The 14,923-nt window shown below is 63.4% G+C and carries 15 protein-coding genes; 6 read left to right on the top strand and 9 right to left on the bottom strand.

The features are described from left to right. Positions 1-12: 12 nt before the first annotated feature. From flgC to ASF66_RS08775, 4 genes are all read right to left on the bottom strand, one after another. Positions 13-456 (bottom strand): flagellar basal body rod protein FlgC, encoded by a 444-nt coding sequence (gene flgC / locus ASF66_RS08760; RefSeq protein ID WP_049858815.1) that lies wholly within the window; start codon positions 454-456, stop codon positions 13-15. 3 nt (positions 457-459) lie between these two features. Then, a complete protein-coding gene (gene flgB / locus ASF66_RS08765) occupies positions 460-867 on the bottom strand; it encodes a flagellar basal body rod protein FlgB (RefSeq protein ID WP_049858816.1) in 408 nt (135 codons plus the stop codon). Positions 868-1,091: 224 nt separating this feature from the next. Continuing rightward, positions 1,092-1,919: a protein-glutamate O-methyltransferase CheR gene (cheR, locus tag ASF66_RS08770; protein ID WP_049858975.1), complete on the bottom strand. Its 828-nt coding sequence runs from the start codon at positions 1,917-1,919 to the stop codon at positions 1,092-1,094. 48 nt (positions 1,920-1,967) lie between these two features. Continuing rightward, complete coding sequence (locus tag ASF66_RS08775; RefSeq protein ID WP_049858817.1) at positions 1,968-2,894, bottom strand: chemotaxis protein CheV; 927 nt, start codon at positions 2,892-2,894, stop codon at positions 1,968-1,970. Positions 2,895-2,952: 58 nt separating this feature from the next. On the opposite strand from ASF66_RS08775, the gene flgA reads away from it, so the two are divergent. From flgA to ASF66_RS08795, 4 genes are all read left to right on the top strand, one after another. Next, on the top strand, positions 2,953-3,705 hold the full coding sequence (gene flgA / locus ASF66_RS08780; RefSeq protein WP_056843556.1) for a flagellar basal body P-ring formation chaperone FlgA: 753 nt from the start codon (positions 2,953-2,955) through the stop codon (positions 3,703-3,705). A gap of 149 nt (positions 3,706-3,854) precedes the next feature. Continuing rightward, on the top strand, positions 3,855-4,160 hold the full coding sequence (gene flgM / locus ASF66_RS08785) for a flagellar biosynthesis anti-sigma factor FlgM (RefSeq protein WP_056843557.1): 306 nt from the start codon (positions 3,855-3,857) through the stop codon (positions 4,158-4,160). 49 nt (positions 4,161-4,209) lie between these two features. Continuing rightward, on the top strand, positions 4,210-4,677 hold the full coding sequence (locus ASF66_RS08790; RefSeq protein WP_056843558.1) for a flagella synthesis protein FlgN: 468 nt from the start codon (positions 4,210-4,212) through the stop codon (positions 4,675-4,677). Positions 4,678-4,985: 308 nt separating this feature from the next. After that, a complete protein-coding gene (locus ASF66_RS08795; RefSeq protein WP_049858976.1) occupies positions 4,986-5,732 on the top strand; it encodes a flagellar brake protein in 747 nt (248 codons plus the stop codon). A 36-nt stretch (positions 5,733-5,768) separates the two neighbouring features. Here the strand turns inward: ASF66_RS08795 and ASF66_RS08800 are convergent, their stop codons facing one another. Then, on the bottom strand, positions 5,769-7,061 hold the full coding sequence (locus ASF66_RS08800; protein ID WP_082484604.1) for an MFS transporter: 1,293 nt from the start codon (positions 7,059-7,061) through the stop codon (positions 5,769-5,771). A 114-nt stretch (positions 7,062-7,175) separates the two neighbouring features. Further along, positions 7,176-8,417 carry a glutamine synthetase family protein gene (locus ASF66_RS08805; protein ID WP_177327936.1) on the bottom strand — a complete coding sequence of 414 codons (1,242 nt, stop codon included), beginning with the start codon at positions 8,415-8,417 and terminating at the stop codon, positions 7,176-7,178. Between the two features lie 310 nt (positions 8,418-8,727). On the opposite strand from ASF66_RS08805, the gene ASF66_RS08810 reads away from it, so the two are divergent. After that, the gene (locus ASF66_RS08810) at positions 8,728-9,453 is read left to right on the top strand and encodes a winged helix-turn-helix domain-containing protein (RefSeq protein ID WP_056843559.1); all 726 of its coding nucleotides are present in this window, start codon (positions 8,728-8,730) and stop codon (positions 9,451-9,453) included. 108 nt (positions 9,454-9,561) lie between these two features. Beyond that, the gene (locus tag ASF66_RS22905) at positions 9,562-10,002 is read left to right on the top strand and encodes a winged helix-turn-helix domain-containing protein (protein WP_056843560.1); all 441 of its coding nucleotides are present in this window, start codon (positions 9,562-9,564) and stop codon (positions 10,000-10,002) included. On the opposite strand, the gene ASF66_RS08820 is transcribed toward ASF66_RS22905, so the two are convergent. The 3 genes from ASF66_RS08820 to ASF66_RS08830 are packed head-to-tail and all read right to left on the bottom strand — an operon-like array spanning position 9,999 to position 14,896. After that, on the bottom strand, positions 9,999-11,249 hold the full coding sequence (locus tag ASF66_RS08820) for an HlyD family type I secretion periplasmic adaptor subunit (protein ID WP_056843561.1): 1,251 nt from the start codon (positions 11,247-11,249) through the stop codon (positions 9,999-10,001). The genes ASF66_RS22905 and ASF66_RS08820 overlap by 4 nt on opposite strands. Positions 11,250-11,267: 18 nt before the next feature. Further along, the gene (locus ASF66_RS08825) at positions 11,268-13,442 is read right to left on the bottom strand and encodes a type I secretion system permease/ATPase (RefSeq protein ID WP_056843562.1); all 2,175 of its coding nucleotides are present in this window, start codon (positions 13,440-13,442) and stop codon (positions 11,268-11,270) included. After that, a complete protein-coding gene (locus ASF66_RS08830; RefSeq protein WP_442962768.1) occupies positions 13,439-14,896 on the bottom strand; it encodes a TolC family outer membrane protein in 1,458 nt (485 codons plus the stop codon). Before ASF66_RS08830 ends, ASF66_RS08825 begins: the two co-directional genes overlap by 4 nt. Positions 14,897-14,923 lie beyond the last annotated feature (27 nt).

The raw sequence follows: 14,923 nt of genomic DNA on the forward strand, positions 1-14,923 counted from the left end.
CGCTCGCCTCTATCACTGACCCAGGGTCAGGACCTTCTGCATCATGGTCTTTGCGGTGTTCATCAGTTCAGCGTTGGTCTGGAAGGAACGGCTGGCCGAGATCATGTCGGCCATTTCCTCGACCACGTTGACGTTCGGGTAGTAGACGTAGCCGTCCTTGTTCGCCGCCGGATGGTTGGGCTCGTAGCGCGCCTCGAGGTTGCTCTGGTCCTCGACCACGCCGGTGACCTGCACGCCCTGCCCCGCCGAGTCCTGGTCCTGGAACAGCGAACCGCTGTCGCCGTTCTGCTGGCCCTGGAGCATGGTCGCGAACACCGGGTGCCGCGCACGGTAGGTCTGGTCGATGCTGGACGACACGGTTTCGGCGTTGGCGATGTTGCTGGCCACGGTGTTCAGGCGCGTGGTCTGGGCACTCATGCCGCTACCGGCGATGTTGAAGACACTGGCAAGGGACATGGCTTACTCTCCGCGAAGGGCCGATACCAGCCCTTTGAACTTGCTGTTGAGCAGGGTGAAACTGGCCTGGAAGTTCACCGAGTTCTCGGCGTAGTTCGATTGCTCGATCTGCGCATCGACGGTGTTCTGGTCCAGCGACGGCTGGGTGGAAATGCGGTACTGCAGCTCCTCGTCACCGGAGCTGAACCCTTGGGCGGCGATGTGCTTGCCGTTGGTGGTCTGCAGGCCGAAGGCACCTTTGCCGTTCTGCTCACTCTGGGCAGCCAGCACCGAGGCGAAGTCCAGGTCACGAGCCTTGTAGTTGGGGGTATCGGCGTTGGCGATGTTGTTGGCCAGCACTTCGGCGCGCTTGGCGCGAAACCCCAATGCCTGCTCGTGAATGCCCAGCGCTTTGTCGAAACTGATGCTCATGTTGGTACCTATGCGGCAGACCAGATGGTTCGTGCAGGATAGATAGCAATCACTGTGCCAAGTCCCGAAATGCCCGCCCTGTGCGGGTTGCGGGCCGGTCAGCCGAGGGGGGATGCCAGAAAAGCGGCAAGAAATTTCCGCTGGAGGGGAAAAGCGGCAACGCCGGCGTCAGAAAAATTGCCGCATGGCGCTGCAGTGGCGCACCTCGTCAGACGAGGCACGGGTCACTTGGCCTGATAGATGATGCCGGGGCTGCACTGCACCATCTGGTAGAGCTCGGGTAGACCGTTCAAGGCTTCGGATGCGCCCAGAAACAGGTATCCGCCTGGCTTGAGGGTGCCGTGGATGCGAGTGAGGATGTCTTTCTTCACCTGGGCGGAAAAGTAGATCAGCACGTTGCGACAGAAGACGATATCGAACTTGCCCAGGGCAGCGTAGCTGTCGAGCAGGTTGAACGCGCGAAACTCGACGCGACTGCGAATTGGCGCCTTGACGGCCCAGCGCCCCGGCCCCTTGGGATCGAAATAGCGCTGCAGACGCTCCTGGGAAAGGCCGCGACCGATCGCCAGGCTGTCGTACTCGCCGCTCTTGCAGTTGGTCAGCATGCTGCCGGACAGGTCAGTGGCCACGATCTGCACGCCCGACTTCAACTGGCCCAGATTGCTGCGCTCGAATTCGTCGATGGTCATCGACAGCGAATAGGGTTCCTGGCCCGAGGAACAGGCCGCCGACCAGATGCGCAGGCGCGCGCCGGGGCTGGCCTTGATGCTTTCGGGCAGGACCTTGTTCTTCATCACTTCGAACGGGTAGGTGTCGCGAAACCACAGGGTTTCGTTGGTGGTCATGGCGTCCACCACCTGCTCGCGCAAACCGCTGCGCGGCTGGTTCTGGATGCGTTGCACCAGCTCGCCCAGAGACTTGATGCCCTGCTGCTCCATCAGCTTGTTCAGGCGGCTGGCGACGAGGTACTGCTTGTTCTCGCCCAAGAGAATGCCACAGGCTTTTTCCAGGAAGACCCGGAATTGATCAAAATCCAAATTACCCGTAGACACGGTGCCGCCTCTTGCTGGTTCGGTAGGCCGGGCGCTGGCGCCCGGCATTCATACTGCTGCCTTGATGCGATCGACGACACGAGCCGCCAGATCGTCGGGGCGGAACTTGGCAAGGAAATCGTCGGCGCCGACTTTCTTCACCATGGCCTGGTTGAACACCCCTGACAGGGAAGTATGCAGGATCACGTGCAGTTTCTGCATGCGCGGGTCGCTGCGAATCTCGGCGGTCAAGGTGTAGCCGTCCATTTCCGGCATCTCGATGTCGGAAATCAGCATCAGGAATTCCTCTTCCGGACGCTTGCCGTCGTCGACCAGCTTGCGCAGGTACTCCAGCGCCTGCCGACCGTCGTTGAGCGCTACCACTTCCACGCCGACCGTCTGCAGGCAACGGGTCACCTGCTTGCGCGCCACCGATGAGTCGTCGACGGTCAACACGCGCAGCGACACGGCCTTGCTGTGGGTCTCTTCGTCGACCACGCCGACCGAGATCGCTTCGGAAGTCGGCGCCACTTCGGCGAGGATCTTCTCGACGTCGATGATCTCGACCAACTGGTTGTCCACGCGGGTGACAGCGGTCAGGTAGTGATCGCGGCCGGTGCCCTTGGGCGGCGGATGAATCTCCTCCCAGTTCATGTTGACGATGCGTTCCACCGAGTGCACCAAAAAGCCCTGAATCTTGGTGTTGTACTCGGTGATGATGACGAAGGTGTCGGTGGATGCCTCAAGCCCCACGGAGCCTGTGGCCATGTCCAGATCCAGGATCGGAATGGTCGCCCCGCGGATGTTGGCCACGCCGCGAACCACCGGGTTGGACTTAGGCAATACCGTCAGTTTGGGGCATTGCAGCACCTCCCTGACCTTGAAGACATTGATCCCGTAGAGCTGCTTGCCATTGAGGCGAAACAACAACAACTCGAGGCGATTCTGTCCAACCAGCTGCGTGCGCTGGTTCACCGAATCCATAACACCGGCCATGCCCAAACTCCTCTTGCGACCCTGACGATATCGGCACGGGCCTTGCTATTAGCACTGCATGAACGCAAAAACGACGGTTTCTCGACACATCGCTGCGTATTTATTCTGGGCCGTTGCCACGGTGGGTGGCGCGGTGCTCGGCAGTACGGCGCGCGCCGACAATGTCACATTGCCCGAACAGCTTATCGGTGTCACCCAGGGTTTTCTTGAGTTCACTGTCGAAGATTATCTGGCGACCTCGCAGATCCAGGGTCGCTACGAGATCGAGGTGAACAATCTCGACCCGCGTCTGCGCATGCCGGGCTGTGATCGGCAGCTGTCGGCGACCCTGGAAAGTCCGGCGCAACCCTTGGGCCGGGTAACCGTGCGTGTGCGTTGCGAAGGCGGCGCGCCTTGGACGGTATTCGTTCCGGCCCAGGTCCGGTTGTTCCGCGAGGTGGTCACCACCACCCGGCCGCTCAAGCGCGACAGCGTGCTGACCGAGGCCGATGTGGCATTGCGCGAACGGGACGTCGGGGCGATGGGGCAAGGCTTTCTGGTTTCGCTGGACGAAGCGGTGGGCATGAAGCTGATCCGACCGACGGTTGTCGATCAGGTGCTCACGCCGGTGTTCCTTGAACAGCAGGCACTCGTGCTCAAGGGTGACCAGGTGGTGATCATCGCCCGCAGCGGCACCCTGGCGGTGCGCATGCCGGGTGAGGCGCTGGCCCAGGGTGGCATGAGCGAGCAGATCCGCGTGCGCAACCTGAACTCCAAACGGGTGGTCAAGGCACGGGTGACCGGCCCTGGCCAGGTGGAAGTGGCAATGTAAACGCTGGTCGGCGAAGCGGAGTTTTCCTACACTAGGGGGCTATACAAGCCCGTCGCCGCGGCATCGGGCATTTGCGAAATTGCGCCTAAAGTTAATCGGGATTTGGCCGAAAACAAGGCAAGCGTCCAAATACCCAGAGGTTCAGAACAATGGTTATCGACTTCAACCGAGTAGGAAACTCGCCGTCAGTGCAGGGTACGTCACGTACCGGCGCTGCCAAGGAAGTGGCCGCCGACACGCCCGTGCCAAGCACGCCAGCCGTGAAGAGCGGGGAACCGGTCACCTTGAGCGATCAGGCCCAGCAAATGCAGAAAATCACCGACAAGCTGAGCGATCAGCCAACTGTCGACAGCGCCCGCGTCGCCGAGCTCAAGCAGGCCATCGCCGAGGGCAGCTACAAGGTCGACAGCGAGCGCGTTGCCAGCAAAATGCTCAATTTCGAAGCCCAGCGCTAGTTCAGTCTAGGCGCCGGGGCTTCTGGACGCGTCAACGCCAGGGCTCACCATGCACGATCAAACGCTGTTGCAGCTGATTGAAGAAGACCTCCCTTACGCAGGGCAGTTGCTCGAGCTGCTGCGTGATGAGTCGCTGGCTTTGCAAAGCCGCGACATGGAGCTTCTGGAAACGATTCTGGCGCAGAAGCAGTCGTTGATCGTGTTGCTGGAACAGAACGGGCGGCGGCGCAGCCATTTGCTGATGCAGATGGGCCTGTCGGCCGACCGCGAGGGGCTGCAGGCGCTCGCGCGTCAGTCGCACCTGGGCGATGCGTTGCTGGCCAGAGGTGACGCGTTGAGTCAGTTGCTGGCGCAGTGTCAGGCGATCAATGCCCAAGTTGGCCAAGGCATCGCGCGCCAGCAGGTGGCGACCGCCAACCAGATCCGCATTCTCACTGGCGCAGAGCCACCGTCGCTCTACAACAGCCGTGGGTCGACCGCGAAGATGGCCACCTACCGGGCGCTCAGCCAGGCGTAATAAGCGCGTCGCCCCCGAACGCGGCTCGCGCCGCTGCTACAGGGATCGCGTACACCCACGCGATGCACACCGCACGCCTCCGCAACGACGGCGCACGTCGCGCCAGCAGTACACGCGGTTTCCGTGACAACGGCGCACATTGCGTCGGCGGTACACGCGGTCTCTGTAGCAGCGGCGCGAGCCGCGTCGGCGGGCGATGCGGTGCGTGTTGGCAAAACGCAATGCGCGCCCGACATCTTTAAACCTTTTCAACGAGCTGGCAGAATGCCGCACCTGCGCAGTCGGCGCGATCCGGAGTGGACAAGAACGTGTCAAACGCATCGAACCTGGAAGACGCTCCGCAACCGCCAAAGGTACTGGCTACGCCTCTGGAAGTCGCCGCCAACCTGCGCCTGCTTCAGGAAAGCCATGACCCCCTGATCATCACCTTCCAGGACCGCCCCCTGCGCTGCCAGAGCTTTCTGGTGGAAGTGGACCGAGACAACCTGCGCATCGTGCTCGATGAAATGATCCCGCGCGAAGGCGAAAAGTACCTGGAAGCGGGCGAGCCGTTCAAGGTTGAAGGGTTTCATGAAGGTGTGCGCGTGGCATGGGAAAGTCATGGCAACTGGACCATCACCCAGAAGGAATGCGGCCGCTGCTATGTCGGCGCGCTGCCGGGCCAGGTGGTCTATCACCAGCGACGCAACGCCTTTCGTGCAGCGCTCAAGCTTTCGCAGCTGGTGGATGTGGAAATCGCCGGCAGCCGACTCAAGAACACCTTGGTCGGCAAGCTGCTGGACATCTCGGCCCACGGTTGCAAACTGCGCTTCGAAGGCGACATCAGCGAGCGGCTGCAGCTGGGGCAGATCTACGAGCGTTTCATGGCCGCCCTGCCCTTTGGCGCCATGACCACGTCGGTCGAACTGCGCCACCTGCATTTCGAGGAACGCATCGACACCACCTTCGTGGGTGTGCGTTTCCACAACATTCCTGGCTTGGTACAACGCCAGATCGAACGTTTCGTGCATCAATTGCAACGCGAAGCGCAGCGCTTCGACAGAGACGACTTCTGAACCCAGGCCGCGCATCACGCGCGGCCCTGCCGCTCCCTACACGGGTTTGGCCGGCTCCTCGTCGGCAGGCTCGGTGTTCTGCATCTGCTCTTGCACCAAGTGCTCGTCGACACGGGGGTCCAGGGCCGCGGCCAGCGGCGAGTTGGCCGCCGGCATGGCGACGTGATGCAGCGGCGCATCGTCCACCACATGCAGGTTGGTCACCGCCTTCGGCCGGATGCGCCAGACCAGCACCACGGCGAAGAAGCAGAAAAAGGCATACAGCATCTGGCTGCCAAACTGCTTCATCAGCACGCCGGCCACCAGCGGGCCGACACTGGCACCCACCCCGTAGGTCACCAACAGCATCGCGGTCAGCGACACGCGCCGATCGGCTTCAACGTGGTCGTTGGAAAACGCCACGGCCAATGGATACAACGAGAACTGCAGCAACGATACCAGGAAGCCGGCGGCAAACAGCACCTCAAGCGGCACGCTGGGGATCAGCGCCAGAGGCAGCGCGGCAATGGCGATACCCACGGCCACGCAGCGGATCAGCAGAGCACGGTCGTAGCGGTCCGACAGCCAGCCCAACGGCCACTGCACCAGCAGGCCGGCAAAGATGCACGAACCCATGAACAAGCCCACCTGCTCGGTGCTCAACCCCTGCTGTGAGGCATACAGCGGTGCCAGGCCATAGAACGAGCCGACGATCAGACCGGATCCGAGCACGGTGCTCAGCGACTGCGGTACCCGACTGAGGAAGAAGCGCGGTTCCATGGGCGCCGGGTGCATCGGCGCCGGGTGAATCCGTCGCGTGAGCGCAACCGGTACCAGGCACAGGGCGAAGCACAGGGCAACCAGCATGAGCAGTTCCAGGCCCAGTTGCGGATGCACCACCAGGATCAGCTGACCCAGTACCAGGCCGAGGTAGGACGCGATCATGTAACCGCTGAACACCGCCCCACGCTGCTTGGTGTCAGCCTGCTCGTTGAGCCAGCTTTCGATCACCATGTACTGGCACATCATGCCCAGGCCGACGATGACCCGCAGGAACAGCCAGGCTGGCAGGTAATTCACCAAGCCATGGCCCAGCACGGCCGCGCCGACGATACCGGCGCAGGTGGCGTAGGCGCGTATGTGCCCCACGCGGGCGATCAGCCTGTGGCCGATCTTGCCGCCCAGAGCCAGACCGAAATAGTTGGCTGCCATCAGGGCACCGACCCACAGGCTGTCGACCTGCTCGGCCGACAGGCGCAGGGCCAGGTAGGTACTCAATAGACCAGAGCCGATCAGCATCATCAGTGAAGCGAAATACAGGGCTCGAAAGTTTTTCCAGATTTGGCGCATTGCAGGTCCGCGGTAAAGGGTGTCGGAACGATCAGGTCACGGGCGACGGCCCTCCCGCCACTTCGGCGGACCGCTGCGGGAAAGGAGCGTCACCTGCATCAAGCTGTTGCAGGATCAAGCCTGGGCCGCCAGTACCCGGCGCTCCCAAGGGGTGATTTCATCGAAGAAACTCGCCAGTTCCAGGGTCTTGGTCGCGATGTAGCCTTCGATGAACACATCGCCGAACAGTTCCCTGGCCAACAGGCTTCGTTTCAGACGCTCCAGAGCGGCATGCAAGGTACATGGCAAGGACAATTCATCGGGCACCGCGAGGTCGCCCTGCATGGGTGGGGACGGCTCCAGTCGCTGTTCGATGCCGTGCAGACCGGCGGCAAGGCTGGCGGCGATCGCCAGGTAGGGATTGGCGTCCGCACCCGGCAGGCGGTTCTCGACCCGCCGCGCACTGGCCACGCTGGCGGGGATGCGCAGCCCGGCGGCGCGATTGTCGTAGGACCAGCAGGCATTGTTGGGCGACGCATACGGCTGGCAGAGGCGCTGGTAGGAATTCACGTTGGGCGCCAGCAGCGCGGTGAAATCGGCCATGGCCGCCTGTTGCCCACCGATGAAGTGGCGGAAGGCATCGGTGGGCTGGTCGCAAGCGTCGCTGAACACGTTCAGGCCGCTGTCCACCGCTACCACACTCTGGTGTATGTGCATGGAGCTTCCGGCCACCCGCGCCAGCGGCTTGGCCATGCACACCACGCTGAGCCCATGCTTGAGCCCGACTTCCTTGAGCAGGTGCTTGAACAGGAAGGTCTGGTCGGCCAACAGCAGCGGATCGCCATGGAGCAGGTTGATTTCGAACTGGCTGACGCCCATTTCGTGCATCACCGTGTCGCGTGGCAGGCCCATCGCCGCCATGCTGCGATAGACCTCGGTGAAGAACGGCCGCAGACCGTTGTTGGAGCCGACGCTGAACGCGCTGCTGCCGTCCTCCCGTCGACCATCCAGACCGATCGGCGCCTGGAACGGCAGCAACGGGTCGGGATTGGCGGCGAACACGAAGAACTCCAGCTCGGTGGCCACCACCGGCGCCAACCCCAGACGGCCATAGCGAGCCAGGACTGTCTTGAGCAGGCCGCGGGTCGATAGCGGGGAGAAGCCACCGGTCAGCTCCTCGGCATCGCAGACCACCCAGGCGCGGGGCGGCTCGCTCCACGGCAGGCGGTGCAGCCGAGTCAGGTCGGGCACCAGCGCGACGTCGCCGTCATCGGCACCATAGTAGCGGCTGGGCGGATAGCCGCCCATGATGCACTGCAGCAACACGCCGCTGGCCAGTTGCAGCCGCCGCCCCTCCTGAAAGCCCTCGGCGGTCATCACCTTGCCCCGCGGCACGCCGTTGAGGTCAGGTGTGACGCACTCGATTTCATCGACACCGCGCAGGTGCTCGGCGACCGTACGCGGTCCTTCGATACTCATGTCTCTGTCCTTGACGTTGAATGCCGCACGCGGCGATGGGCACAAAATACGCAACGCAACAGGGGCGTGACAAGCCATCGGCAAGCAGAGCTACGACCAAAGTCGCTTGCCGATAGCGTAGCGCCAGTACACAGTGTAACGACTCGGATAAAAGCAGCTCGATGCTGCGCCTTGTTCGCCGGCTCGGCGGACATCAGGAATGATACACATGGATGTTTTGGCTGCACTGTTTCACCCGCTCGAACCACGCCTTCTCATGCTCTGCAGCGATACTTCACGGACCGACTCGCTCGAACGCTACCTTCAAGACCTTTCTCTACCCGTCGAGGGCCTGCAGCCGGAGTTGCAGCCGGCGTATGACTATGAATCGAGCCGGCACAAGGCCATTCTCGTCGAGCCTGGCCGTGGTGAACGCCAGGAAGGCATACGCTGGGTCGACAATATCCGCCGCGGCAACAGCTGGGCTTCGATACTGGTGGCCTTGACGGGCGCCGATGCGGCCATTCGCCAGGACTATCAGCAGGCCGGAGCTGACCATGTCTTGCGACTGCCAAACGCGGAGCCGGAGCGCGAGACGTTCTACGTCGAGCTGTTCCAGAACCCGGACTACTGGAACCTGACGCCGCCGGTGGTGGACCCCGCGCGTCTGTGTCTGGAGGATGAAACCCGGCGGCTGGACTTGACCTTTGCGCAGGTTCAGGTCGTCCTGGCGTTGCTGTACGCGCCGCATCACCAACTGAGCTTCGACGATCTGGCGCAACTGCTGGGGCTGAATCTGCGGACCTACGACATGCGTGTGGTGGAGAAATTCGTCAGTCGCCTGCGTAGCAGCATCCGCCAAGTCTTCGGCACCAACGTGATCCAGAGTGTGCGCGGCAGCGGTTACCGGCTGAACCGTGGGTGCATTTCGCCGCCGCCCAGCGCTTTCCACTGAAAGGCGGTTTTCACCAGACCGATGGGCATTGGCGGTTTTTTCACGGCGTACTAGGCTTGGAGTGATACGACAACTGTATCCAGCTCTACGTTTTGAAGGAACGACCTCATGCCTACGGATCTTGGCGACAAATTTTCATCCATCAACAATCAGCTCTACACAGCCCACCAGACAACCGACGAAGCGCAGCTGGCGCGTGGTTTCTGGTGGTTCAATGACGTCGACTGCACCCTGACCCAGAACGGTATCACCATGGGTCTGACACGTACCGAATGTTGGCTGCTGAGCCTGCTCGCCTTCAGCAGCGAGCGGGTTATCAGCAAGGAAGCGCTGATTGCCGGACTGGGCAAGGACCCCAGCCACTACAACGGCCTGGAAATGTCCCTGAGCCGCCTGCAAAGCAAGTTTGGCCAATGCAGCGGTGGTGAACGCCTGATCCGCTCGGTACGCAACCGTGGCTACTGCCTGGCCCAGGTGGTGCGTGCGGCCTATTGCCCGAGCTGGAAATCGCCGACGGGCCTGGCTGGCAAGCCCCCCTGCTGCTGCTAGCGTTCGCGCAGGGCTTCCTTGGCCCGGTTCAGTGGCTTGATCAGGTAATCCAATACCGTCTTGTGCCCCGTGGTGATGTCCACCGTGGCGATCATCCCGGGGACGATGGCGAAGGTCTTGCCGGCCTTGTTTTCCAGCGAGTCGGAATCGGTGCGGATGAACACGCGGTAATAGAACACTTCCGGTTTGACCTCATCCTGAAGGGTGTCGGGCGAGATGGTGACGACCTTGCCGTCGAGCCCGCCGTAGATCGAATAGTCGTAGGCGGTGATCTTCACCTTGGCCTGCTGGTCGGGGTGGATAAAGGCGATGTCGCGAGGCGAGATGCGCGCCTCGATCAACAAACGCTCGTCCAGCGGCACGATTTGCATGAGTTGGCCGTTGGGCGGTACCACACCACCGATGGTGGTGACCTCGATATCCTTGACGATGCCCCGTACCGGCGAACGCAGGGTCAGGCGCGAGACTGAATCGGAGCGTCCCTTGAGCACCGCGGTGAGGGTTTCGACATCGGCATTGGCCTTGGCTAGTTCCTCGCGGGCACGCACCATGTAGTCGGAGCGCGCCTCGGTGAGCTTGAGTTCGAGTTCCGAGCGCTGCCGGTTCAGGCGCAGGACTTCCACGCGGCTGGCCGCCCCGGTCCTGGCCAGGTTATCGGTGATCTGGAGCTCGCTGCGCACCAGACGCAGCGACTCGTTGATGCCGGTCAGGGAATCGTCCAGGCCCCGACGGCGGGCGTTGTACAGCTCGGTTTCAGCCTTGAGCAGTGCCGGGTAGGCATCGAGCTCGGGGGGAAATTTCAGCGGCTTGAGCCCGACCTCGGCCTGCAGCCGGGCGACGCTGGCCAACGTGGCCCGGTATTTGGCCGCGCTTTCGCCGAAGTTGGATTCGGTCTTGGTCGGATCCAACTGGGCCAGCACTTGCCCGCGCTCCACGATCGCCCCTTCGGTCACATTCATCTCGGCGATGATCCCGCCTTCGAGCGACTGGATCACCTGCTCCCGCGAGCTGGGAATCACCTTGCCGGTGCCGGTGGAGACTTCTACCACTTCGAAAAAGAAGGCCCAGACGAAGAACGCCAGAAGCATGGCGACCGATACCCACACCACGCGGGTCGCGCGCACCACGGTGGAGTCGTCGACACCGTCCTGGTAATACGACTGGCCGGGCGCACCGTCTTCGCTGAGCAGCGGAATGCGCTTGAATTCACCGGAGCCCAGCACCTTGAAACCCTTGCCTGTGTCCATTTGCCCTGCCCTCCTTGATTAAGCCGCGCCCTTGGGACGCGACAGTGTGGCGATGGCGTTTTCCTTGCTGTCGTCGATGACCACTTGGCCGTTGTCGACCACGATGATCCGGTCGACCAGCGCCAGCACGCTGGTGCGGTGGGTGGCGACGATGATCGTGCGCCCTTGCCCCCAGGTGGCCAGATTGTGGATCAGCCGGCGCTCGGTGGTCTCGTCCAGGGACGCGGTGGGTTCGTCGAGCAGCAGGATGTGCGGCTGACGGATCAACAGGCGCGACAGCAGCAGCGACTGGCGCTGGCCACCCGACAGGCCGAGGCCGCCTTCCAGGATCAAGTGATCCATGCCGGTCGGACACTGGCGGACGAAATCCAGCGCGCCAGTGATCTCCAGCGCCGCGATGATTTCCTGATCCGAGGCCTGCCCGGCGCCCATGATCAGGTTCTCGCGCAGGCTGCCGTGGAACAGCCGCGAATTCTGCGTGAGCAGGCCGATGTCACGACGCACGTCGGCCGGGTCTATGTGTCCCAGGGCCACACCGTCGAGCGTGATACTGCCGCCGCTCAGGTCCAGGCCACCGGCCAATGCCTGGAGCAGGGTCGACTTGCCTGCCCCGTTGCGGCCGAGCACGGCGATGCGTTCGCCGGGCGCGATGGTCAGGTCGTTGACGGTCAGCGCCGGGGTGCGCGATTCCTCACTGTATTTGAAGCTGGCACGCTTGAGCGCGTAGCGCCCGCCGATCACCGGCAGGTGCACGCGCTGGGCGCCTTCGGGGTGATCGACAGGCAGCAGCATCAGACGGTTGAGCCCTTCCAAAGCCACCTTGGCCTGTTGCCAGCGCGTCAGCACGTGGGTCAGTTGCGACACCGGCGCCATCATCCGCGAGGCCAGGATCGAGGCCGCCACCAGGCTGCCGGTGGTGTGGTCACCGGCGATCACCATGGGGGCACCGAACACGATGACGATGGCGAACACTGCGCTCTGCACGTTCTGTGTCCAGGCCACCAGGCCGTTGGTCAAGGTGCGCAGGCGCAGGCTGCTGTCCGCTGCCACGGCGTTGTAGTGGTTCCACTGCTGCTGGAAGCGCTGTTCGGCCTGCAGGCTCTTGATGTCGTCCATGCCCTGCACGGTTTCCACCAGCATGGCGTTGCGCAAGGCCGACTCGCGCATGGACTCGTTGGCCAGGCGCGCCAGCTTGCGTTGGGCCAAGAGCCCCGGCACCACCATGGCCACCAGCGCGCACAAGGGAATCAGCACCAGCGGCCCGCCGATCAGGTAGAACACCACCAGGAAGATCAGGAAGAACGGCAGGTCGGCCAGCGCCGTGGCGGTGCTGGAGGTGATCAGGTCGCGCAGCGATTCCAGCTCGCGCAACTGCGAGATGAACGAGCCGGTCGACTTGGGCCGCGCCGAGTTGCGCAGGCGCAGGGCGTGACCGAACACCAGGTCGCTGACCCGCAGGTCGGCGCGCTTGCCCAGCAGGTCGGTGATCTTCATGCGCATGATGCGCATGATGAAGTCGAAGACGATCGCCAGCAGCACACCTCCGAACAGCACGTACAGCGTGGGCAGGGATTCGGCCGGGATGACCCGGTCGTACACCTGCATGGAGAACAGCACCCCGCCCAGCCCGAGCACGTTGGCCACCAGCGAGGCCAGCATGACGTGACCGTAGGGCCGCAGGTCGCGCAGGACGATCTTGCGGAACCAGTGCTCGTCGTAGGGCTTGATGTAGTCGTTGGTGCGCACGTCGCTGACCGGTCGGGCCGGACGCAGGATCACCGTACGCAGGGCGTTGTCCAGCAGGGTCTGGCGGTCGATGCTGCTCTGCAGTCCCAGGTCGCCGCTGTAGGCGATGCCGATCTGCTCGTCGTCGCCGAGCACCTGGATGATGCCCACCTGACCGTCCTTGAGCTGCACCACCAATGGCGTGCGCCATTGGGTCAGGGTGGTGGGGTCGTAGTGGGCGAACTTGATGGTCAGGCCGGCCTGACGGGCCATCTGCCGCAGCACGTCCTCGACGCTCGAATCGTCGGCGCGCATCGACGCGATGCGCACGTTTTCGGCCGAGCATTCCAGGCGGTAGTGGCGCGCCACCCCCAGAATCGCATCGAGCCAGACCTGGTAGTCCTGGCGCGAAAAGGTTTCGTGGGGTTGCGCCGTTTCCGGGTCCAGCAGGTTCACGGCATCGTTCATGGCAGGATCTCCACGCCTTGGATGGTGCTCCGATCGATCCGGTAGGCACTGCGCAAGGCGCCGGTGCTGTACAGGCAGTCCACCTGCAGGCGGCGCAGGTCGGCCTCGGTATTGGCCAGGTCGAAACGCGACTGGTGGATTTCCTGCTCGGCGTTGAGCAGGTCCAGCAGCGGCCGCGTGCCCAGTTCCAGGTACTGCTGGCCATACAACTCGCGGGCTTCGACGATGCTGGTCTGGCGGTACTGCAGCGAACCGAGTCGACGGTCCAGGCTGGCGGTCTGCGCCTGAGCTTCGAACAGCCCCTGGCGCGCCTGCAGCCTTGCGGCGTCTTCGGCCGAATCGGCGGCGGTCAGGGCGTAGGTGGCCGCTGCGGTGCGGGCGGTGGTGGCGCCGCCCTGGTAGAACGGTACGTCGAGGTTGATGAAGATGCCGGCCTGGGTCCGGTCGATGTTGGAATTGTTGCTGTTGTAGTTGCTGTCCAGATAATGGTTGAGCGTGGGGTCGACCGACAGGGTCGGCAGTCCGTCGGCGCGGGCCTGGCGGATGGCCGCCTGGGCTTCGACCCGTTGCGCGTTGGCCACCAGGATCCCCGGCAAGGCGTTCATGTCCGGCTCGGCGGTGTTGCAGGAGGCCAGCAGTGAGGACGGAAAGTCGTCGTTGACGTCGAACGGCGCGGCGCGCCCGACCAGGTTGATCAGGTTGGCCCGCCAGCGGTTGTACAGCGCCTCATACTGCAGCAGCGTGGCCCGCGCGCCGTCTTCGCGCGACTTGGCCTGGACCACATCGGAACGGGTCGCGGCGCCCATGTCGCTGCGCTGACGGGCAAGGTCGGCGATGCCGGCGATGCCCTTGATCTGCTCTCGGGCGATCTTGAGCAGGCGCTTGTAGCGCTGCACCTCGATGTAGGCCTGGGAGGTGTCGCGCGCCACTTGATCGATGCTCAGCAGCACCTGCGCCTGGCTGCGGGCGACCCGCGCCTTGGCCACATCGACGGCGCTGTCGACCTTGCCGAAGTCATACAGCATCTGCTTGAGCGAAATGTTCACCGCCTGGCTGGTGCCGTTGCCGCCGTAGGAGCTGTCGAGGCCACCGCGCAGGCCGCCGGTGATGCGCGGGTAATAACCGGCGCGCGCGACGTTGATGCCCTCGCCCTGCTGGTAGAGGGTGCCGATCGCTTCAGCGATGCTCGGATGCCATTCCACCGCCAAGCGAACCGCCTGGGCCAGGCCTAGCTGGCTGCCGGCTATCGGCGCAGCCAGATCGGTGTCATCCCGCTGCGCAGGACCAGGCACGGCTGCGGGCCGGGCGGTGGGGCGTGGATGAAGCCCGACGCGCGAGTCGGGGCGGGTTTCCAGACGGCTGGGGCTGATGACCCGCAGTTCGGGTTCGACGGTGTCTGCGGCCTGTGCCGACAGGGTGTACAGCGTTGTGCTACTCAAGGCCAGAACGGCCACCGAAAACTGTGCTGCCAAAAAGGTCCA

Origin of the sequence: Pseudomonas sp. Leaf129, assembly GCF_001423465.1 — a bacterium.
Taxonomy (GTDB): Bacteria; Pseudomonadota; Gammaproteobacteria; order Pseudomonadales; family Pseudomonadaceae; genus Aquipseudomonas; species Aquipseudomonas coleopterorum.

Coding starts and splice junctions, on each gene's coding strand:
- flgC (WP_049858815.1), bottom strand. CDS start 456: ATGTCCCTTGCCAGTGTCTTCAACATCGCCGGTAGCGGCATGAGTGCC.
- flgB (WP_049858816.1), bottom strand. CDS start 867: ATGAGCATCAGTTTCGACAAAGCGCTGGGCATTCACGAGCAGGCATTG.
- ASF66_RS08775 (WP_049858817.1), bottom strand. CDS start 2,894: ATGGCCGGTGTTATGGATTCGGTGAACCAGCGCACGCAGCTGGTTGGA.
- flgA (WP_056843556.1), top strand. CDS start 2,953: ATGAACGCAAAAACGACGGTTTCTCGACACATCGCTGCGTATTTATTC.
- flgM (WP_056843557.1), top strand. CDS start 3,855: ATGGTTATCGACTTCAACCGAGTAGGAAACTCGCCGTCAGTGCAGGGT.
- ASF66_RS08790 (WP_056843558.1), top strand. CDS start 4,210: ATGCACGATCAAACGCTGTTGCAGCTGATTGAAGAAGACCTCCCTTAC.
- ASF66_RS08800 (WP_082484604.1), bottom strand. CDS start 7,061: ATGCGCCAAATCTGGAAAAACTTTCGAGCCCTGTATTTCGCTTCACTG.
- ASF66_RS08805 (WP_177327936.1), bottom strand. CDS start 8,417: ATGACCGCCGAGGGCTTTCAGGAGGGGCGGCGGCTGCAACTGGCCAGC.
- ASF66_RS08810 (WP_056843559.1), top strand. CDS start 8,728: ATGGATGTTTTGGCTGCACTGTTTCACCCGCTCGAACCACGCCTTCTC.
- ASF66_RS22905 (WP_056843560.1), top strand. CDS start 9,562: ATGCCTACGGATCTTGGCGACAAATTTTCATCCATCAACAATCAGCTC.
- ASF66_RS08820 (WP_056843561.1), bottom strand. CDS start 11,249: ATGGACACAGGCAAGGGTTTCAAGGTGCTGGGCTCCGGTGAATTCAAG.
- ASF66_RS08825 (WP_056843562.1), bottom strand. CDS start 13,442: ATGAACGATGCCGTGAACCTGCTGGACCCGGAAACGGCGCAACCCCAC.